The 22,675-nt window shown below is 33.0% G+C and carries 11 protein-coding genes and 1 other annotated feature; all 11 genes read right to left on the bottom strand.

Annotated elements, in window-relative coordinates:
• Nucleotides 1–60: 60 nt before the first annotated feature.
• A complete protein-coding gene (locus JYG23_RS00530; RefSeq protein ID WP_207236516.1) occupies nt 61–5,403 on the bottom strand; it encodes a S8 family serine peptidase in 5,343 nt (1,780 codons plus the stop codon).
• Nucleotides 5,404–5,774: 371 nt separating this feature from the next.
• A complete protein-coding gene (locus JYG23_RS00525) occupies nt 5,775–8,465 on the bottom strand; it encodes an S-layer homology domain-containing protein (protein WP_207236515.1) in 2,691 nt (896 codons plus the stop codon).
• Nucleotides 8,466–9,099: 634 nt separating this feature from the next.
• Nucleotides 9,100–10,293 carry an elongation factor Tu gene (gene tuf / locus JYG23_RS00520; RefSeq protein WP_207236501.1) on the bottom strand — a complete coding sequence of 398 codons (1,194 nt, stop codon included), beginning with the start codon at nt 10,291–10,293 and terminating at the stop codon, nt 9,100–9,102.
• Nucleotides 10,294–10,378: 85 nt separating this feature from the next.
• The gene (fusA, locus tag JYG23_RS00515; protein ID WP_207236514.1) at nt 10,379–12,451 is read right to left on the bottom strand and encodes an elongation factor G; all 2,073 of its coding nucleotides are present in this window, start codon (nt 12,449–12,451) and stop codon (nt 10,379–10,381) included.
• A 53-nt stretch (nt 12,452–12,504) separates the two neighbouring features.
• Nucleotides 12,505–12,975, bottom strand: coding sequence for a 30S ribosomal protein S7 (rpsG, locus tag JYG23_RS00510; protein WP_207236513.1), 471 nt, complete (start codon nt 12,973–12,975; stop codon nt 12,505–12,507).
• Between the two features lie 151 nt (nt 12,976–13,126).
• Nucleotides 13,127–13,540, bottom strand: coding sequence for a 30S ribosomal protein S12 (rpsL, locus tag JYG23_RS00505; RefSeq protein WP_207236512.1), 414 nt, complete (start codon nt 13,538–13,540; stop codon nt 13,127–13,129).
• Between the two features lie 26 nt (nt 13,541–13,566).
• Entirely contained in the window at nt 13,567–13,809 is a 243-nt protein-coding gene (locus tag JYG23_RS00500; protein ID WP_207236511.1) for a ribosomal L7Ae/L30e/S12e/Gadd45 family protein, read from the bottom strand.
• Nucleotides 13,810–13,937: 128 nt separating this feature from the next.
• A complete protein-coding gene (gene rpoC / locus JYG23_RS00495; protein ID WP_305848855.1) occupies nt 13,938–17,489 on the bottom strand; it encodes a DNA-directed RNA polymerase subunit beta' in 3,552 nt (1,183 codons plus the stop codon).
• Nucleotides 17,490–17,560: 71 nt separating this feature from the next.
• A complete protein-coding gene (gene rpoB, locus JYG23_RS00490) occupies nt 17,561–21,289 on the bottom strand; it encodes a DNA-directed RNA polymerase subunit beta (protein WP_207236509.1) in 3,729 nt (1,242 codons plus the stop codon).
• Nucleotides 21,290–21,577: 288 nt separating this feature from the next.
• Nucleotides 21,578–21,955 carry a 50S ribosomal protein L7/L12 gene (gene rplL / locus JYG23_RS00485; protein ID WP_207236508.1) on the bottom strand — a complete coding sequence of 126 codons (378 nt, stop codon included), beginning with the start codon at nt 21,953–21,955 and terminating at the stop codon, nt 21,578–21,580.
• Nucleotides 21,956–21,987: 32 nt separating this feature from the next.
• The gene (gene rplJ, locus JYG23_RS00480) at nt 21,988–22,518 is read right to left on the bottom strand and encodes a 50S ribosomal protein L10 (RefSeq protein WP_207236507.1); all 531 of its coding nucleotides are present in this window, start codon (nt 22,516–22,518) and stop codon (nt 21,988–21,990) included.
• A gap of 21 nt (nt 22,519–22,539) precedes the next feature.
• Nucleotides 22,540–22,654: a sequence feature (ribosomal protein L10 leader region), on the bottom strand.
• Nucleotides 22,655–22,675 lie beyond the last annotated feature (21 nt).

Below are 22,675 nucleotides of genomic sequence, written 5' to 3'. Positions count from 1 at the left end.
GTAATTGATTTAGAAAAGTTATCCCTAAAACATAGGGATAACTTTCTATAAAGATTTAGATTATTTTTCATAGAATGTTATATTGCCACTCATATCAATATAAGTTATACGTTGTGGTAATAATTCAATACTAATTATTTCACCTTCCATATCAACTATAGTATTTTTATCAAGTTTGACATAAGCTTGATTACCTGAATTTAACCATTCTATTAATTTTATTTGTCCTTCAGGATTACTATTTATGAAATTCATATCAAAAGCTTCACCGTTAATTATTATTGTACTTTCTGGAAGATCTTCCATTCTACCTATTAGAGTAACTCTACCCTCTGCTATTTCGGATACAGTAGTTCCATACTGACTAACATATACTACTTCAACTTGTAAGTCTGTAGCAACAAATCCTTCAGGAACAGTCCAAGTACCAGTATATACTCCATCTTCTTCTGTCATAGGAATTCCTATATTATTATCTGAAGTTTCAAATGGAAGCAATAATCTGAAATATCCTTCTCCACCTGTAGGTGCATTAAAGCTAACAGTTAATATATCATCAACATAAAGCTCTAAATCTTCTGCTGGAAGTATGTTTGTAATTTCTGGTTCTGTTAATTCTACAGTTACTGTTCTTTCAATAACAGTTTCATTTCCTGCAATATCTATTGCTTTAACTGTAATAATATTAACACCTTGATTTACCATCAATCTTTCATGGAAGTTTCCATCTTCATCTATTGCTACTTCTACTTCGTTGATCAATAATTGTGTTATTTCTATATTATCTTGTACATTACCTACAACATGAACTACTTCTTCATTGATTTTTAAATTATCTTCTGGTTCTTCTACTATTAATTCTGGTGCTATCTTGTCTTTTATTACTGTCACTGCTGATGATGGCTCTGTTTCTATTCCGTCCATTTCTGCTGTTACCATAATTGTATTTTCATCTAATGGTAAATTTATTTCTACTGCAAATTCTTTGTTTTCTGTATCTACTGTAGTTACCTTTTCACCATTTAGATATACATTTACTTTACCATCTGCTGTAACTGTTCCTTCTACAGTTATTGAGTCTTGATTTGTATATGTTAATTCATTTAGATTAGTTATAACTGGTACAGCTACTGAGTATTCCATTCTTGCTCTGATCATTATTCCACCTTGGATATTTTCTTCTGATATTAGCTTGAATTCTCCACCAAGATTCAAATATGATCTATCTCCGTATGGAGAGTTTTCATCTATACCTGTTCCTGGGCAAGAAGAACCTGCTGCATCTTGTATCGTTGAGATATAGAAATCTCTATCTGTTGAGAAGCCTAAACTTGATAAATCTATATAGTTAAATTCTCCTCTTATTACATCAACAAATATAGGATCTCCTACTTGATATGGTGCTCCATTATCATCTATTCCGTATATTGCAAAACCTATTCTATTTCCTCCTGGTGATGGCCAGCTATTATCCCAGAAGAAAACATTTGCTCCTTTTACTTTACCGTATTGTTCAGGTGTAAATCTTACTGCTAATCCGTAACCTGCACTATTTAATACTAATGCGTTTTCTCCTACTCCATCGTCATAGATTATATCATCTTCATAACCTACAAATCTCTTAAGTGGTATATCAACATTTGTTATTTCATCTTCGTATACATCTACAGTAATTTCTCCCGGTTCAAATCCATCTGCTACCACTTTAAGTGTATATGTTCCTTCGTATACTTTGTTAATTCTAAAGTATCCATCTTCATCTGCTACTACTGGAGCTACTTTAGGGTCTTCTACCACTCTTATTACAGCATTAGCTGCTCCGTTATTATAATATCTGTCAAATACTCTTCCTATAATAGTTCCCTGTGGTTTTGGTTCTAACATGATATTTACTCTTGTTGTTTCATCTTCATTTACATTTACAGTTACTTCATTTGCATAATATCCATATGCTTCTGCTCTTAGTGTAAAGTTTTCTCCAAGTACGTGTCTCATATAGAATTTACCGTTAACTGGATTTACTTTAACACTTCTTCCTGTCTCTAGTACTGTTACTACTGCATCTGTAGCAGGGATTCCACCAACATATGCAGCTTGCATATTTTGTACTTCTTCATCTTCTATTGTTACATAATTATTTGTTTTGTCTTTCTTTAAGCTATAACTTAATTCTTCTGGATCTACATAATCAGCTTTTTTAACTTCTGGTTCTTCTTCTTTTTCTAAGTTTATTTGTTCTGCTAAAGCTTCTGGGGTAGTATCCATTCCAAGCACAACTACATCATCTATATACCATCCGGTATATGCTCCAGAACCATCTGAATGGAATAAGAATCTTATATTTATAGTTTCTCCATTATATCCTTCTAAAGCTATTTCTTCATTTGCCCAAGCTTGAACTCTCTTGCCATATTTTCCCCCTGTTACAGGTGTTATATTAGTCCAAGTACTTCCATTATCTTTAGAAATTTGCACTTGACCATAATCATATAACGTGCTAGTTCCTTCCATATCTACCCAGTGATTGAATGTAAGTACAGCGTTTATGTCTGCTGGGATTTGTATAGTTGGGCTTTGAATATATGCATCAGTTCTATGCTCGTAGTTTCCTTCAAGATTAGTTGCCCACAGATTTACTCCTGATGTTGCTTCATTAGATCCTGACGTAGGTATTCCCAATTCCCATGGATTTTCAGTTCCAGCTGTAACTCCTGTAACAAATCCTGCATCATCATTTTCAAAATCTGTACTAAATAACACTGTTGTTTCTGATATTTGACCAAATACTTCTTCGCTTAGTTCACTTGTATTTTCTGAAATGTCTACTGCTGCAACTTTATAATAGTAAGTAATTCCAGCTTCTAGTGTTGTATCTATAAACATATTAGAAGATGCATTTGCTATAAATTCATAACCTTCTCCTGAAGTTAATGAACGATACACATTATAATGTGATACATCACTATCATCTACAGCAGTCCAATTTAATTTTATTCCTGTAAGAGTAGCCTCTGCAACTAAATCCATAGGAGTTGCTGGAGCTTCAGTATCTACACCAATTAATCTTACATTGTCTATAAACCAACCTGGTTTTACATTTGAACTATCTGAAGTAAAGCGGAATCCAACAAATACTGGATCTAAACAGCCTATATATTCATTAAGATTAATTACTGTTTCCATCCATTCCGTTACATTTCCTGTACGGATTGGGCCTACTTGTGTCCAAGTGCTACCATAGTCGTTTGTAACATATACATAGCATTTATCATAATTGTTTTCAGTTTCGTACCATTCTTGGAATCTTAATGTTGCTGAACCTAGATCAGCATTTCTTAAATCTATTGGTGGAGTTACTAGTAAGCTATTTGCACCATTTGCATAATTTTCAGCTATTTTAGTTCCTGCTAATTTTTCTCCTTCATATGCTTCTGGACTTGTTCCTGATGGTACTCCATATTCCCATTCTCCACCAAATATCCAACCTTCTACTCCGCCTTCAAAGCCTTGAGTATATTCATCTGGAACAATACCAAATTTAACTTCTATATTATAATTCGGCGAAACAATAGCATCTCCTCCATAATCTCTAGCTTTTATCTTATATGTAATACTATTTCCTCCTAGCATATCATAGCTTATTGTTCCTTTGTATATTCCTGCTTTATGATCTCCTGATATTCTATTCATTGGAGTTAACATCCAGTAGGATTTTCCTTCTTGTTTTACTAATAACTCTACTTCTGTTATAGCTACATCATCAGATATCTCTGCTATTATATCTGTATCTGAACCTATATATATTTCTGTTACCATTTGTTCGTGATTTATAACTGGCTCACTTGTATCTTCGCCAGGTACTAACACTTTACCAGAAATATATCCTGTTCCTGATGCTACTTGTGATACTGCTTCAAATGTATCAACTAAACCATAACCGTATGACATATTAGGTGCTGTTGGATATGATGTGTCAACTAATGGCATTGCTGTACTCTTGATAACTTCATCTATATCATCCACTGTCAATGATGCGTTTGCTGATAACAACAATGCTACTGTTCCTGTAATATGTGGTGCTGACATTGATGTTCCTGACCATCCACCTTGGTATCCACCACCTGGTATTGATGATCTAATACTTACTCCTGGTGCTGATATTTCTGGTTTTATTAAACTTTCATCATATGGTGATGGACCTAATTTTGAGAACGAAGCTCTCATATTATTTATATCTGTTGCTGCTACTGCAAATGATTCTGGATAATTTGCTGGGCATGATATTGATCCTGGCCATGGTGCTGGTTCGCCCGCTCTCTGGTTTCCTGCTGAAAATACTGGGAATATTCCTGCTGCTCTCCAGTTCCTTACAGCATCTCTATACCATTCATCTATTCCTGATCCACCACCCCATGAGTTGTTGACAACATCAGGTGCATTTGCTGGATCTCCATTTGGTTGAAGCATCCATTCTGCTGCTGATAATAATATTGTACCTGTAGTTGAACCTGAAGTGTTAAATACTCTTGCTGCTATCCATCTTGCTCCTGGTGCTACACCTATTTTATTACTTCCATCTTCCTCTTGTCCTAATACTGTTCCCATAACATGAGTTCCATGCTCATCTGAATCTTCTGGTAATGTTGAATTATATACTGGGTCAAACCAGCTACCTTCAGGATTAGTTTCTCCTGTTGATGGATCATATCCTCTCCATTTATTCTTTATCGCTGGATGTGTCCAATCTACTCCTGAATCTAGGCTTCCTACTACAACTCCGCTACCATCAATTCCCAATTCCCAAGTTTGGTCTGCATTAACTTTTTCAATGTTCCACTCTATGCCCTCTGTTGTTGGTTTTATCTCTTCACTCATTTCTGTAACTTCTAATGTGTGAACTTTATTTTTATATATTTTCTCTACTTCTGACATAAATGAAATATTTTCTATTACTTCTTTTGTTGCTTTTACATATATCATATTGACTATGTGATAAGATGTAAATTCTTCAACATTTCCTTTATCCATTTCTTGATCTAAATATTTGATTATATTTTTTTGAGTAGTAGTTGCTTCATCTTTTAAAGCTTCAACTACTCCTTTTCTTACTTCTAATTTTATATTATATGGGGTCATTACATCTGACACAGCAGATTTTGTAGCCTCAGCTATCATTTCTGTGTCTACTTGTTCTTTCATATACACTAGTACTTCTATTAGGTCTTCGTCAAAATCATTCATTACTTCTGGTGTAATCTTTGATAATGCTTCTTGTTTTAATTCTTCTTTTGCTGAGCTAATATTACTGTCATTTGCATAAGCAAATGATGGAATCATGCTTATTAACATTAATAATGTTAATAGTACGGCAAAATTCTTTTTAACTTTTAGGTTACTTAGCATTTATAGTCTTCTCCTTTTAATTTTTACTTTTACATCAAAGAAATTAATAAAAATTTTAATAAATTAAAATTTTGATGTAAATTTCATTACTAAAGTCTAAACATATTATATTTAGTTTATGCCTACAAATTACTGTTAAGAAATACTTATATATTTCACCTCCTATACCATTTTATTATACAAATTTAAGAATATTCACCTCCTTATTTTTAAGTTATATAAGAAGGACTAAATCCTTATTATATAATTAGTTAGAAGCTGACTCAGTTACACCAACACAAATGGCAACTGGGTACCCCAAAACATGTTATATGCTCAATAACCCCTCCCCAAAGAGTTCTTTGGGGAGGGCTTTTATCTAATACATTTTACTATCGTGCAGTTACTGGCACTACACTTTCAAAAGTGTATAGTAAATTTTCATTTGCATCATATATGCAAATAGTTATTGTATCGTATCCTGTTGTACTAGGATTATAAAACATTATAGGATATCCTTCAGTTGTTAAAGGTGTGTTTATATCAATAATTTCTGTAGTTCTTATTACTTCATTACCTTGTTCATCAGGAGAAAGATGATATGTAACACTAAATTTTACAGCATTTGTTACGTTATTAACTTCTACAGAGATTTTTCCAATAGTCGGCATATATAATTGTGGATGATAAGTTGCAACTACTACCGGCTCTTCTTGTTTTTCTTCTAATCCTTGTATTGCATTTTCTAATACTGTTAATGCTTCATTTACTTGTTCCTGTGTTGCTTCTGTATTGTTGTTTACTTCTATTGCTCTTCCTAATGCTGTTTCTAATACTGTCCATGTTTCTGGTGTATAGTCTTCTTCATTTAATCCTTCTGCCTCTGATATCTTTGCTGTCAATGCTGTTTTATCTACTACTGGCTCTTCTTGTTTTTCTTCTAATCCTTGTATTGCATCTTCTAATGCTGTTAATGCTTCATTTACTTGTTCCTGTGTTGCTTCTGTATTGTTGTTTACTTCTATTGCTCTTCCTAATGCTGTTTCTAATACTGTCCATGTTTCTGCGGTATAGTCTTCTTCATTTAATCTTTCTGCCTCTGATATCTTTGCTGCCAATGCTGTTTTATCTACTACTGGCTCTTCTTGTTTTTCTTCTAATCCTTGTATTGCATCTTCTAATGCTGTTAATGCTTCATTTACTTGTTCCTGTGTTGCTTCTGTATTGTTGTTTACTTCTATTGCTCTTCCTAATGCTGTTTCTAATACTGTCCATGTTTCTGCGGTATAGTCTTCTTCATTTAATCTTTCTGCCTCTGATATCTTTGCTGTCAATGCTGTTTTATCTACTACTGGCTCTTCTTGTTTTTCTTCTAATCCTTGTATTGCATCTTCTAATGCTGTTAATGCTTCATTTACTTGTTCCTGTGTTGCTTCTGTATTGTTGTTTACTTCTATTGCTCTTCCTAATGCTGTTTCTAATACTGTCCATGTTTCTGCGGTATAGTCTTCTTCATTTAATCTTTCTGCCTCTGATATCTTTGCTGTCAATGCTGTTTTATCTACTACTGGCTCTTCTTGTTTTTCTTCTAATCCTTGTATTGCATCTTCTAATGCTGTTAATGCTTCATTTACTTGTTCCTGTGTTGCTTCTGTATTGTTGTTTACTTCTATTGCTCTTCCTAATGCTGTTTCTAATACTGTCCATGTTTCTGCGGTATAGTCTTCTTCATTTAATCTTTCTGCCTCTGATATCTTTGCTGTCAATGCTGTTTTATCTACTACTGGCTCTTCTTGTTTTTCTTCTAATCCTTGTATTGCATCTTCTAATGCTGTTAATGCTTCATTTACTTGTTCCTGTGTTGCTTCTGTATTGTTGTTTACTTCTATTGCTCTTCCTAATGCTGTTTCTAATACTGTCCATGTTTCTGCGGTATAGTCTTCTTCATTTAATCTTTCTGCCTCTGATATCTTTGCTGTCAATGCTGTTTTATCTACTACTGGCTCTTCTTGTTTTTCTTCTAATCCTTGTATTGCATCTTCTAATGCTGTTAATGCTTCATTTACTTGTTCCTGTGTTGCTTCTGTATTGTTGTTTACTTCTATTGCTCTTCCTAATGCTGTTTCTAATACTGTCCATGTTTCTGCGGTATAGTCTTCTTCATTTAATCTTTCTGCCTCTGATATCTTTGCTGCCAATTCTATTTTATCTATTACTGGCTCTTCTGGTTTTTCTGGTTCTTCTGGCTCTTCTGGTTCTTCTGGAACCACCGGTTTATATCTATATACTTTCACTAATTCTTTTTGTGCATTTATTATTGTTTCAGTTGCTGCATCTACTTCATCCTGTGTATTATCTTCTGTAACCACATTTGCTAAAACTATGTTTTGATAAGCAGCCCAACTATGTTTTGTATAGTCAGATTCATTAACTGCTGCTAATGCTGCTTTGTATTTTGTCAAATCTGCTTTTTGAGGTATTCCCTCTATAACTAAAATATTATAAAGCATTTTTACTAGTTCTGCTCTTTTAATAGAATTAGTTGGTCTAAAGGTTTCATCAGGAAAACCTATAATATATTCTTTTTCTTTTAAGGTTCCTATAAAACCTAATGCATCTAATGAAATTAATAAATTATCTTTAAAGTAAGCTGTAAATTCTGGATTTTCATTTAATTTAAATGTAACACCAATAATTCTTGCTACTTCTTCTCTTGTTATAAATTCTGTTGGATATAGAAATTCTCCATCTGTTATGTACCCTGCCTTCACAGCTTTAGATACATCATAGTAAAACCAATCTTCCTCTGGTGATCTAACATCTTTAAATTCAAAGGTAGCTTCTTCTTTATAACCCATTGTGTTGTTTATAATTTTGTAAAATTCTACTTTACTAACATTGTTTTCTGGTTTAAATGTACCATCTGGATAACCTGTCAAAATACCCTTTTCTACTAAGTAGTTAATTTCATTTTTTGCCCAGTGTGTGTCAATATCTGTAATTTGCGCATAAACACTTGTCAATGACAACATGAACATTGATAATACAATAATAAATGATACTACTCTCCTTACTTTTTTCATAAGAATCCTCCTTAAAACTTTTTTATTTATTGTTAATTGCACATTAATATATGCTACATTAATAACACACTGTAATATTAATAACAGAATATTTTTTACTAATGTTTTTGACTTTTTAGTAAATTACTATTCTGTTAAAAACATTTGTATATTTAATATTTATGTACAATTAATTTTACGCTAAAGATTATATAAATTTATCTTTTATAACTTTTAAAATATCTTGTATAAATATAAACAACTTGTAGTATACATTGTACTTAATTAACTATAAAATATATGTCAAAGCCTGCTATTTAGCTAAAGCAAATAAAGCTAAAAATCTTATACTTGTAACGTTTTATTGCATATTTTTGATATATATATTCAAAAATTAAGTAATATTTTAAATAAATTATAAAAAAATATATTAATATATATAAAAATGTTTATATTATTAATAATTTTTGAATCAAAATGGATTTATCATTATAAAATGAGTAATAGAAAAAGATATTAACTGGAATATAGCTAATATAATTGAATAAAATAGACTTATTTTTTACACACACAAAAAAAAAAAAAAAGCTAGGGTCAATCCCTAGCTTTTTCAACGTCACAACACAAATAAATTTAATTATTTTAAATATTTATCTTATTTTAAGATTTTAGAAACAACGCCAGAACCTACTGTTCTTCCGCCTTCTCTGATAGCAAATCTTAATCCTTCATCCATTGCGATTGGAGTGATTAGATCTACTTCAAATGTTGCATTGTCTCCTGGCATTACCATTTCTACGCCTTCTGGTAACTCGATTGATCCAGTTACATCAGTTGTTCTGAAATAGAATTGTGGTCTGTATCCTTTGAAGAATGGTGTATGTCTTCCACCCTCTTCTTTAGTTAATACATATACCTCTCCTAAGAAGTTTGTATGTGGTGTTATTGTTCCTGGGTGCGCTAAAACTTGACCTCTTTCAACATCACTTCTTTGAACTCCTCTTAATAATGCTCCGATATTGTCTCCTGCTTCTGCTTGATCCAATAATTTTCTGAACATTTCTACTCCTGTACATACAGTTTCTGTTGGTTTTTCTGATAATCCTACTATATGAACTTTATCTTGTACTTTTAATACTCCTCTTTCAACTCTTCCTGTTGCAACTGTTCCTCTACCTGTGATTGAGAATACGTCTTCTACTGGCATTAGGAATGGTTTGTCTGCGTCTCTTTCTGGAGTTGGAATTGTTTCATCAACTGCTTCCATTAATTTTACTATTTTATCTCCCCACTCGCTACTTGGATCTTCTAATGCTTTTAATGCTGATCCTATAACGATTGGTGTATTATCTCCATCAAAGTCATATTCTGATAATAATTCTCTGATTTCCATTTCTACTAATTCGATTAACTCTGGATCGTCAACCATATCTTCTTTATTTAAAAATACTACTAATTGTGGAACACCAACTTGTCTTGATAATAAGATGTGCTCTCTTGTTTGTGGCATTGGTCCATCAGCTGCTGATACAACTAATATTCCACCATCCATTTGTGCTGCTCCTGTTATCATGTTCTTTACATAGTCAGCATGGCCTGGGCAGTCAACGTGTGCATAGTGTCTGTTTGGAGTTTCATACTCAACGTGTGCTGTTGATATTGTGATTCCTCTTTCTCTTTCTTCTGGTGCTTTATCTATGTTGTCGAATGCTACTGCTTCGCCTGAACCGTATCTTGCGTTTAATACAGTTGTAATTGCTGCTGTTAATGTTGTCTTACCATGGTCAACGTGGCCAATTGTACCTATGTTAACATGGGGTTTATTTCTTTCATATTTTTGCTTTGCCATTTATATTTCCTCCTAAGTTAAATTATTTTTATATAGTTTAGATATAAGTATAGTTAACTATACTTATATCTGATATTTTAATTTATTAGTCTTGTTTTGCTCCAATGATTTTTTCAGCAATATTATTAGGAACTTTCTCGAAGTGGTCAGACTCCATAGAATAGTTAGCTCTACCTTGAGTTATTGATCTCAAAGTTGTTGCATATCCAAACATTTCCGATAATGGAACGAATGCAGCGATTATTTTAACACCGCTTCTTTCAGAGAATCCTTCGATTCTACCTCTTCTTGAGCTTAAATCTCCCATAACATCTCCAAAGTATTCTTCTGGTGATGTTACTTCAACTTTCATATACGGCTCAAGTATTATTGGTGTTGCTTTTCTCATACCTTCTTTAAAAGCCATAGATCCAGCAATCTTAAATGCCATCTCACTTGAGTCAACCTCATGGTAAGATCCATCATATAATGTAACCTTGAAGTCTATACAAGGGAATCCAGCTAATATACCATTTTCAGATGCTTCTACGATACCTTTTTGAACAGCTGGAATGTATTCTCTAGGAACAACTCCACCTTTTATAGCATCAACGAATTTGAAACCTTCACCCATTTCTTGTGGTTCCATAATAATCTTAACGTGACCGTATTGACCTGAACCACCAGATTGTTTAGCGTATTTAACTTCAACGTTTGCTTTTGAACTAATTGTTTCTTTGTAAGAAACTTGTGGTTTACCAACATTAGCTTCAACTTTGAACTCTCTCATTAATCTATCAACGATTATTTCAAGATGTAACTCACCCATACCAGCTATAATTGTTTGACCTGTTTCAGGGTTTGTATAAGTTCTAAATGTAGGATCTTCTTCAGCAAGTTTCGCTAAACCAATACCCATTTTTTCTTGACCAGCTTTTGTTTTAGGCTCAATAGCAACCTCAATAACTGGATCTGGGAATTCCATTGACTCAAGAATTACTGGGCTATTTGTATCACATAATGTGTCACCAGTTGTAGTTTGTTTTAAACCAACAGCTGCTCCAATTTCGCCTGCGTAAGCTTTATCAATTTCTTGTCTTTTATTAGCGTGCATTTGAAGAATTCTACCAATTCTTTCTCTTTTACCTTTTGTTGAATTAAGAACATAACTTCCTGATTCCATAACTCCAGAATAAATTCTAAAGAATGTAAGTTTTCCAACAAATGGGTCAACCATAATTTTAAATGCTAACGCTGCAAATGGAGCATCGTCAGAAGATTTTCTCTCAACTTCTTCTCCAGTTTCAGCATCAAAACCTGTAATATGTGGAATGTCTAATGGTGAAGGCATGTAATCAAGTACAGCATCTAAAAGTTTTTGTACACCTTTGTTTTTATAAGCTGTACCACATAGTACTGGTACTATGTCAACATTGATAGTAGCTTCTCTTAATGCTTTCTTTATTTCTGGAATAGTTATTTCTTCACCTTCTAGAAATTTTTCCATTAAGGCATCATCATAATCTGATATTGATTCTAACATTTGTTCTCTATATTCTTTTGCTTTGTCTAAGTACTCAGCAGGAATATCACCAACTAAAATATCATCACCAGCATCGTTTTGATATATATATGATTTCATTTCAACTAAGTCTATAAGACCTACAAATTCGTCCTCAGCTCCCATTGGTAACTGAATAGGAACAACATTTGCTTTTAATCTATCTTTCATTGTTTGTACTGAATAATAAAAATCTGCACCTAATTTATCCATTTTGTTAACAAAACACATTCTTGGTACATTATATTTATCAGCCTGTCTCCAAACAGTTTCAGATTGAGGTTCAACACCTGCTTTGGCATCAAATAAAGCAACTGATCCATCTAATACTCTAAGCGATCTTTCAACCTCTACTGTGAAATCAACGTGTCCTGGTGTATCGATTATATTAATTCTCATATCTTTCCAATGACAAGTAGTTGCAGCAGAAGTTATTGTGATTCCTCTTTCCTGCTCCTGTTCCATCCAGTCCATTTGTGCTCCACCTTCATGAGTTTCACCAATCTTGTGGATCTTTCCTGTATAGTACAGAATTCTCTCAGTACATGTAGTTTTTCCTGCATCAATATGCGCCATTATTCCTATATTTCTTGTTTTCTCTAAAGGATAATCTCTCATTTTTTCCTCCTTCTTGCTGCTTTGAAAAACATTTTAATAATCATGCTACATTATTACCATCTAAAATGAGCAAATGCTTTATTAGCTTCTGCCATTTTATGAGTATCTTCTCTTTTCTTAACACTTGCGCCTACATTGTTAGCAGCATCCATTAATTCTTTTGCTAACTTTTCACGCATAGTTTTTTCTCCTCTTTTACGAGAATAAGAAACTAGCCATCTTAAACCAAGTGTCTGTCTTCTTTCAGGTCTAACCTCAATTGGTACTTGATAAGTAGCACCACCTACACGTCTTGCTTTTACTTCTAATACAGGCATAATATTATTTAATGCCTTGTAAAATACTTCAAGTGGTTCTTCACCTGTTTTTTCTTTGATGATATCAAAAGCATCGTAAACTATTGTTTGAGCAACACCTTTTTTTCCATCGTACATTAATTGATTAATTAATTTTGAAACTATTTTATCCTTGTATATAGGATCTTCCATCACTACTCTTTTGGGTATGTGTCCTTTTCTTGGCACTTTACTTCCCTCCTTAATAAAATTTAATTCATAGGTACTCGACAAAATACTCTAAGCTTGCCGCTGTGCACAACTTACATCTATATATTATGAAGGCCTATACAGCTTATTCATACGCATAGCTTGCATAGTGTGCCGAATATTGTTCGATTTACTTTTTAGGTTTTTTAGCACCGTACTTAGATCTAGATTGGTTTCTTTTATTAACACCAGCTGTATCTAATGTACCTCTAACTATATGGTATCTAACTCCTGGTAAGTCTTTTACTCTACCACCTCTTATAAGAACAACACTGTGTTCTTGTAAGTTGTGTCCTATACCTGGAATATAAGCAGTTACCTCAGTACCGTTTGTTAATCTAACTCTGGCAATCTTTCTTAACGCTGAGTTCGGTTTTTTAGGTGTTACTGTTTTAACTGAAGTACAAACTCCTCTTTTTTGTGGTGAGTTACTAACATTCATTTTCTTTTGTAAAGTATTGAAACTCACATTTAAAGCTGGAGAATTTGATTTGTATTCAACTGCTTTTCTACCTTTTCTAATGATTTGGTTTATAGTTGGCATTTGTGCACCTCCCTTTTTATATATGTTTATTTTAAAACGGCAGCCGCCGCTGCGTTTACATCAATATTGCAGGCTTTACCTAGCTCTTTCATATTATTAAAATATATTATATCAATATTTTTGATATTGCAAATATCAATAATTTCCTTAGTTACATGTTCATCCGCATCTTTGGAAATGAATACTGTTTTCACCATATCCTTAGCTATATATCTTAAAGTCTGCTTTTTGCCTATTACTTTGTTGCCTTCTAGTAATTTACTTTCCATATTTTAAACTCCTTTCAAACACCATGAAAATTATGTGCTCGAAAAGAGCACATAATCTTGGATATACTAAAGGATTAAATACTTGCATATTTTATCATCATATTTTTTTTATGTCAACATCTTTTTGATTATTCAACTAAAATTTCTTCTTCTTTTTCTTCTTTTTCTTCTTCTTCTTCTTTTTCTACTTCAATTCCTACATTTCTGTATTTTTTCATACCAGTTCCTGCAGGAATTAACTTACCAATTATAACATTTTCTTTTAACCCAATAAGATTATCTACTTTACCTTTTGTAGCAGCTTCAGTTAAAACTCTTGTTGTTTCTTGGAAAGATGCAGCTGCAAGGAAAGATTCTGTTGCCAATGATGCTTTTGTTATACCAAGTAATGCTCTATCGCCTGTTGCTAATTCTAGTCCTTGTTCTTCAATTTTTTTGTTTTCTTTTTGAAATTCTTGAAGAGAAACTAAACTTCCAGGTAATAACATTGTATCACCAGCATCATCAACTCTAACTTTGTTCATCATCTGTCTAATAATAACTTCAACGTGTTTATCACTGATATCAACACCCTGCATTCTATATACTCTTTGAACTTCCATAAGAATATATGATTGTAATGCTTTTAATCCACTTATTCTTAAAATATCATGTGGATTTATAGAACCATCTGTTATTTTCTCTCCGGCTTCAACTTCCATACCATCGCCAACAAGTAATTTAGATCCATAAGGAATTAAATATGTCTTGCTATCCATAAGTTCATCATTAGTAATAATAACTTCTTTTCTGTTAACTTTTTCACTAAATGAAACTTTTCCAGGTATTTCAGAAATTATTGCCAAACCTTTAGGTTTTCTAGCTTCAAATAATTCTTCAATTCTAGGAAGTCCCTGTGTGATATCTCCAGCAGCAGCTATACCTCCAGTATGGAATGTACGCATTGTAAGCTGTGTACCAGGCTCACCTATAGATTGAGCAGCTATTATACCTACAGAACCACCAACGTGAACTAGATGTCCTGTTGCAAGGTTATTACCATAACACTTTGCACAAACACCATGTGGAGTTTTACAAGTTAAAACAGATCTAATTTTAATCTCTTTGATTGCTTTTTCATCTTCATATAGCTTTTGTAAATATACTGCAGTTTCTTCATTTATAATTTCTCCAGCTTTTACAATAACTTCACCAGTATTTAGGTTAACTATGTCTTCAGCACTATATCTATCTGTAATTCTATCTCTTAATTCTTCTATTCTTTCATTTCCATCAACAAATGATTCTACTTCAATACCATCTGTTGTTCCACAGTCAACTTCTCTAACAATAACATCTTGGCTTACGTCAACAAGTCTTCTAGTTAAATAACCAGAGTCGGCAGTTCTTAAGGCTGTATCTGTAAGACCTTTTCTTGTACCAGTAGCTGAAATAAAGAATTCAAGTACTGATAAACCTTCTCTAAAGTTTGATTTAACCGGAATTTCAACTGTCTTACCAGTTGAACTTGCCATTAGACCTCTCATACCAGCTAATTGCTTAATCTGGTTACGTCCACCTCTGGCTCCCGAAACAGACATGATATAAAGGCTGTTATCCTCTTTCAAATTATCCATAAGAACATTTGTTACTTTTTCTGTAGTATCATTCCAAATCTTAACAACATTCTCATAACGTTCTTCATCAGTCATGATACCACGACGATATTTCTTTTCGTATTCCATAACTTTTTGTTCTGCTTCATGGATAAGCTGAGTCTTTTCTTCTGGTACTTCGATATCGCTAACGCTGACAGTAATAGCACCTATTGTTGAATACTTAAATCCTGTAGATTTTATTTTATCCAACACTTGTGAAGTTCTTGTATTTCCATGTGTTTTAAAGCAATTATATATAATTTCTTCAAGTGTCTTCTTTGTAACAATTTTATCAATTTCAAGAGAAAATTTATCTACACTTCTGTCAACAAATCCCAAATCTTGTGGAATATTTGCGTTGAATATAAACCTACCAACTGTACTTTCTACAAGCTTTTGTTCTCCATCGACATATTTTCTCATTTTAACAACAGCATGTAATGACACATCCTTGTTGAAATAAGCTAGTATCATTTCATCGTAATCTTTGAAAATCATACCAGCGCCTTTTTCTTCTACATTTGGTAGCGTCATTGTTAAATAATAACTACCCAAAACCATATCCTGTGTAGGAGTAGTTATTGGTCTACCATCTTTAGGAGCTAATATATTGTTTATAGATAACATCATGAATCTTGATTCAGCTTGTGCCTCAACTGATAAAGGAACGTGGACAGCCATCTGATCACCATCAAAGTCTGCATTGTATGCAGTACATACCAATGGGTGAAGCTTGATTGCTTTTCCATCAACTAATACTGGCTCAAAAGACTGTATACCAAGTCTATGAAGTGTAGGTGCACGGTTAAGCATTACTGTATGATCTTTGATGATATCATCTAATACATCCCAAACAGAAGCATCTACTTTTTCAACTTTTTTCTTGGCACTCTTAATATTATGTGCAATACCTCTTTCAACTAATTGTCTCATTACAAATGGCTTGAATAATTCAAGAGCCATTTTCTTTGGTAAACCACATTGATAGAATTTAAGCTCTGGTCCAACAACAATAACTGAACGTCCAGAGTAGTCAACCCTCTTGCCAAGCAAGTTTTGTCTAAATCTACCTTGTTTACCACTTAACATATCTGACAACGATTTAAGAGGTCTATTCCCAGGACCAGTTACTGGTCTTCCTCTTCTACCATTATTGATTAGAGCATCTACTGCTTCTTGAAGCATTCTTTTTTCATTTCTTACAATAATATCAGGAGCTCCAAGATCAAGTAATCTTTTTAACCTGTTATTTCTATTAATAACTCTTCTGTATAAATCATTTAAATCTGAAGTAGCAAATCTTCCACCATCTAATTGTACCATTGGTCTTAAATCAGGTGGTATAACTGGAACAACATCTAATACCATCCATTCAGGTTTATTTCCTGATGTTCTAAATGATTCTACAACTTCAAGTCTTCTTGTAATCCTAATTTTCTTTTGACCTTTGCTATCTTTTAAGTCTTTTCTTAATTCAATATTTTCTTTTTCAAGATCAATTTTTAATAATAAATCTCTTACAGCCTCTGCACCCATTTTTGCTGTAAAGGCATTTTTATAATGCTCTTTATATTCTCTATACTCCATCTCAGTTAAAAGTTGTTTTTCTGATAATGTTGTATCTCCAGCATTTGTAACAACATACTGTGCGAAATATAAAACTTTTTCTAAAGAACGAGGAGACATATCTAGCATTAATCCTAACCTACTTGGTATACCTTTAAAATACCAAATATGAGATACTGGAGCTGCTAATTCAATATGACCCATTCTCTCTCTTCTAACTTTAGCTTTAGTAACTTCAACTCCACATCTGTCACAAACTACACCTTTGTATCTTACTCTTTTGTATTTTCCACAATGACACTCCCAGTCTTTTTGTGGTCCAAATATTTTTTCACAAAACAAGCCATCTTTCTCAGGCTTTAATGTTCTGTAGTTAATAGTTTCTGGTTTTTTAACTTCACCTCTAGACCATTGTCTAATTTTTTCAGGTGATGCTAACCCAATTCTTATAGATTCAAAATTATTATATTCTATCAAGGAGTCCGCTCCCTTCATTATTTTTTAGATAGTTTGTATAGAGTGTAGAATTAACTACACTCTTTTTGTAACTAATTAAGATCATCTTCATCAATATCTATTTCTAAACTTGAATCATCATCACAGTTGTCGCAATCTTCACTAACATCATCAATGTTATCTATACCATTATCTAAGTCACTATTCAAATCATCAGTGACATTTACTTCTCTCATACCATCTAAACCTTCTTCGTATTTGACTTCTTCCATACTCTCATTTAATACTGAGGCATCATCGTCAATACTTTCGTTGATTTCCACTTCGTTTTGATCACTTGTAATAATCTTGATATCCAAAGCTAAACTTTGTAATTCCTTAATTAATACCTTGAATGATTCTGGAACTCCTGGTTCAGGAATATTTTCGCCTTTTACTATTGCTTCATAAGTTTTAACTCTACCAGTAACGTCGTCTGATTTTACAGTTAAGATTTCTTGAAGAGTATGAGCAGCACCATAAGCCTCTAATGCCCAAACCTCCATCTCACCAAATCTCTGACCACCAAACTGAGCTTTACCACCTAGTGGCTGTTGAGTAACTAATGAATAAGGTCCTGTAGAACGAGCATGAATTTTATCATCTACAAGATGGTGAAGTTTTAACATGTACATATATCCAACCGTAACATTACCATCAAAGTATTCGCCTGATCTACCATCTCTTAATTTGATTTTACCATTTCTAGGATATTCAGCCATTTCTAATGCATCAAATATATCTTCTTCAGACGCACCATCGAATACAGGTGTAGCAACATGCCATCCAAGTTTTTTAGAAGCTAATCCAAGATGAACTTCAAGAACCTGACCGATATTCATACGAGAAGGAACCCCTAATGGATTAAGTACAACTTGTAATGGAGTACCATCTGGTAAATAAGGCATGTCTTCTTCTGGCATGATTCTTGAAATAACACCCTTGTTACCGTGGCGACCACACATTTTATCCCCAACATTAATTTTTCTTTTAGTAGCAATATACACTCTAACTAATTTGCTTACTCCAGGACTTAACTCGTCTCCGTTTTCTCTTGTAAATACCTTAACGTCAACGATAATACCTGTTTCACCATGCGGAACTTTAAGTGAAGTATCTCTAACTTCCCTTGCTTTTTCACCGAATATCGCACGAAGCAATCTTTCCTCAGCAGTTAATTCAGTTTCCCCTTTTGGAGTAACTTTACCAACCAATATGTCTCCAGAAACCACTTCTGCACCTATTCTAATTATTCCTCTTTCGTCTAAGTCTTTAAGAGCATCATCACCAACATTCGGAATATCTCTTGTTATTTCTTCTGGACCTAGTTTTGTATCTCTAGCTTCTGCTTCATATTCTTCTATATGAACTGATGTTAACACATCATTCATAACTAATTTTTCATTTAATAATACAGCATCTTCATAGTTATAACCTTCCCAAGTCATAAATCCTATAAGAAGATTCTTACCTATCGCTAAATCACCGTTTTCAGTTGAAGCACCATCTGCTATAATTTGACCTTTTTTAACATCGTCTCCATGTTCTATTATTGGTCTTTGATTTAAGCAAGTACCTTGGTTAGAACGTTTGAATTTCAATAATTGATATTTATCAAGCATTCCATTATCGCTTCTTTTTACAATTATTTGTGTTGCTGATACGTAAGTAACAAGACCATCATGTTCAGCAACTATAACTACACCAGAGTCTTTAGCTGCTTTATGTTCCATACCAGTTCCTATAATTGGAGCTTCAGTGATAAGTAAAGGAACAGCCTGTTTCTGCATGTTAGATCCCATCAAAGCACGGCTAGAGTCATCATTTTCAAGGAAAGGTATCATCGATGTACCAACAGATATAACCTGTTTTGGTGATACATCCATATAATCAACCTTATCTTTAGAAACTATTTCTGGTGCACCATTTGCACCACGAACAACAACACGGTTATGAACAAAGCTTCCATTTTCATCTAGAAGCTCATTTGACTGAGCAACTATAACATTATCCTCTATATCAGCTGTTAAATAATCAATGTTCTTTGTTACAACACCTGTTTCTTTATCAACTCTTCTATATGGTGACTCTAAGAAGCCATATTCATTTATCCTTGCATAAGTTGCAAGGGAGGTGATAAGGCCTATATTAGGACCCTCTGGAGTCTCTATAGGACACATTCTACCATAATGTGATTGATGAACGTCTCTAACCTCAAAACTGGCTCTATCTCTCGATAAACCACCAGGGCCTAAAGCTGACATTCTTCTTTTATTTGTTAATTCCGATAACGGATTTGTTTGATCCATAAACTGTGACAATTGAGAACTTCCAAAGAATTCCTTAATTGCAGCAGATACTGGTCTTATATTAATTAAAACTTGTGGAGTTATTACATCTACGTCTTGAATAGTCATTCTTTCTTTTACTACTCTTTCCATTCTAGAAAGACCAACTCTTACTTGATTTTGCAATAATTCTCCAACTGAACGTAATCTTCTATTGCCAAGATGATCTATATCATCAGTTTTACCAACATTTTTAAATAAATTGAATTGATAGTTAACTGAAGCGATCATATCGTCTATTATAATGTGTTTAGGGCTTAATAACTTGAAATTTTCTACAATGGCTTTTTCAATATCTTCAATATTATCATTTTCATCAATAATTTTCTTCATTGTAGGATAATAAATTTTTTCCTTAAGACCTAATTTTTCAAAGTCTATATCTAAATTAAATACCTTTGTTTTTACAAAGTTATTGCTTACAACTCTAACTAGATTATCTTCATGATCTAGAATGTCAATAGAGTTAATTCCAGCAGCTTCAATTTTGTCTAAAACAGCATCTGTTATAACTTCACCAGCTGATATAATTAATTCTCCAGTTTCTAGATCTATAATGTCTGCAGCAATATTTCTACCCTCAACTCTTGACCTAAAGCTTAATTTCTTGTTGAATTTGTATCTACCAACTTTAGCTAAATCATATCTTTTTTGATCAAAGAATAATGAAGATATCAAAGAATTTGCACTATCATAAGTAGGAGGCTCTCCCGGTCTAAGTCTTTTGTAAATTTCTATTAAAGCTTCTTCCCTATTAGTAGTAGTATCCTTTTCTAATGTCTTAAGTAACTGCTCAGATTCACCAACTGTTTCAATAATTTGTGAATTTGTTTGTATTCCCATAGCTCTTAAAAGTACAGTTATAGGAAGCTTTCTTGTTCTGTCAACTCTAACTGATATTATATCGTTAGAATCAGTTTCATACTCTAACCACGCACCTCTATTAGGAATAACTGTACATGAATACAATTCTTTACCTAATTTATCTCTACCCATTTGATAATAGACGCCTGGTGAACGTACTAACTGGCTAACAATAACACGTTCAGCACCATTGATGATAAATGTTCCTCTCTCAGTCATTAGCGGAAAATCACCCATAAATGCTTCTTGCTCTTTGATTTCACCTGTCTCTTTGTTAATTAATCTTACTTTAATTTTTAAAGGTACTGAATAAGTAGTATCCCTTTCTTTACACTCAAGCTGACTGAATTTTGGCTCTCCATCTAAAGAATGGTCAACAAATTCAAGTATAAGATTCCCAGTATAATCCTCGATTGGTGATATGTCGTCAAAAACTTCTTTCAAGCCTTCTTTTACAAACCAATCATATGATGTCTTTTGGACTTCGATTAAATCTGGTAACTCTAAAACTTCTTCTATTTTCGAGTAACTCATTCTTACTCGATTACCTATTTTCACAGGATGCGGCATTTTTTCACCCCTTAGTCTTAGTAATAATTTTTTTTGACATACAATTTTTGTGCCAACATTTTATGCTTGCGCATTATATTTAATATTAACATTATTGATTTTTTTTGTCAACACATTTTTTAATATTATAATTACCCATTTTTTATATATTATTAATATTTTTTCTATTTTTAACTAATTTGTTTTAATAAAATGATTTATGTGTAAAATTTCTTTATATTTCAACAAATAATCACGAAAAAAATAAGCATGCAATGTTACATTGCATGCTTATAAGTTTAGCAATAACTATTTTACTTCTGCAACAGCGCCTTCTGCTTCTAAAGATGCTTTAATTTTTTCAGCTTCTTCTTTAGATACTCCAGCTTTAACAGTTTTAGGAACTCCATCTACCATTTCTTTAGCATCTTTTAATCCTAAACCAGTTAATTCTCTTACAACTTTAATAACTTTAATTTTACTAGCTCCTACACTTGTAAGAACTACGTCAAATTCAGTTTTTTCTTCAGCTGCTGGAGCTGCTCCACCAGCTCCACCCATAACTGCTACTGGAGCAGCTGCTGATACACCGAATTCCTCTTCTATTGCTTTTACTAATTCATTTAATTCTAATACTGTTAATTTTTTAATTTCTTCTACGAAATTAACTATTTTTTCACTTGCCATTTTATATAACCTCCTGGAATTTTATTATTTTATTAGTTTTCATCTGAAGTTTGTGCTTCTTCCACAACTTCTCCACCATTTTTTTCACTAACTTGACTTAACATGTAAGCAAGGTTTTTAATATTAGCTTGTAATACACCAGCTAATTGTCCTAATAATACCTCTCTTGATGGTACATTAGCTAATGCCTTAACACCTTCAACATCTAAAACTTTACCTTCTGCTAAACCAGCTTTGATTTTTAATTTATCATTAGTTTTAGCAAATTCGTTTGTTATTTTAGCTGTAGCTACAACGTCATCATAACACATTGCTATACCACTAGGTCCATTTAATTGCTCATCGAAATCCTTCATTCCTAATTCATTGAATGCGAATCTCATAAGAGTATTTTTATAAACCTTGTATTCAACACCTGCTTCTCTGTACTTATTTCTAAGTTCAGTAACATTTTCAACTGTTAAACCTCTATAATCAACTAGTACAACTGATTGTGCTCTTTCAAGTTTCTCTTTTATTTCACTAACAACTTTTTTCTTTTGTTCTAATACGTTTTGATTCATACAGTTACACCTCCTCAATCATGCAACAATAAAAAATCTCCTCGCAGACGAAGAGAATTTTATATAAGCTTCTTCCTCGGCTGGAAATTACATCGTAATGAATACCAGCTTTCTACGGTGGATATTAAATTGTAGCAATTATTATATCTAAATAGTT

Source organism: Sedimentibacter sp. zth1 (assembly GCF_017352195.1).
GTDB lineage: Bacteria > Bacillota > Clostridia > Tissierellales > Sedimentibacteraceae > UBA1535.
This window is presented reverse-complemented; position numbering and strand designations above follow the sequence as displayed.

What these genes read in the sequence shown, in the direction of transcription:
- rpsL (WP_207236512.1), bottom strand. Translation starts at nt 13,540, where the DNA reads ATGCCAACTATAAACCAAATCATTAGAAAAGGTAGAAAAGCAGTTGAA.
- tuf (WP_207236501.1), bottom strand. Translation starts at nt 10,293, where the DNA reads ATGGCAAAGCAAAAATATGAAAGAAATAAACCCCATGTTAACATAGGT.
- JYG23_RS00530 (WP_207236516.1), bottom strand. Translation starts at nt 5,403, where the DNA reads ATGCTAAGTAACCTAAAAGTTAAAAAGAATTTTGCCGTACTATTAACA.
- rplJ (WP_207236507.1), bottom strand. Translation starts at nt 22,518, where the DNA reads ATGAATCAAAACGTATTAGAACAAAAGAAAAAAGTTGTTAGTGAAATA.
- JYG23_RS00500 (WP_207236511.1), bottom strand. Translation starts at nt 13,809, where the DNA reads ATGGAAAGTAAATTACTAGAAGGCAACAAAGTAATAGGCAAAAAGCAG.
- rpoB (WP_207236509.1), bottom strand. Translation starts at nt 21,289, where the DNA reads ATGCCGCATCCTGTGAAAATAGGTAATCGAGTAAGAATGAGTTACTCG.
- JYG23_RS00525 (WP_207236515.1), bottom strand. Translation starts at nt 8,465, where the DNA reads ATGAAAAAAGTAAGGAGAGTAGTATCATTTATTATTGTATTATCAATG.
- fusA (WP_207236514.1), bottom strand. Translation starts at nt 12,451, where the DNA reads ATGAGAGATTATCCTTTAGAGAAAACAAGAAATATAGGAATAATGGCG.
- rplL (WP_207236508.1), bottom strand. Translation starts at nt 21,955, where the DNA reads ATGGCAAGTGAAAAAATAGTTAATTTCGTAGAAGAAATTAAAAAATTA.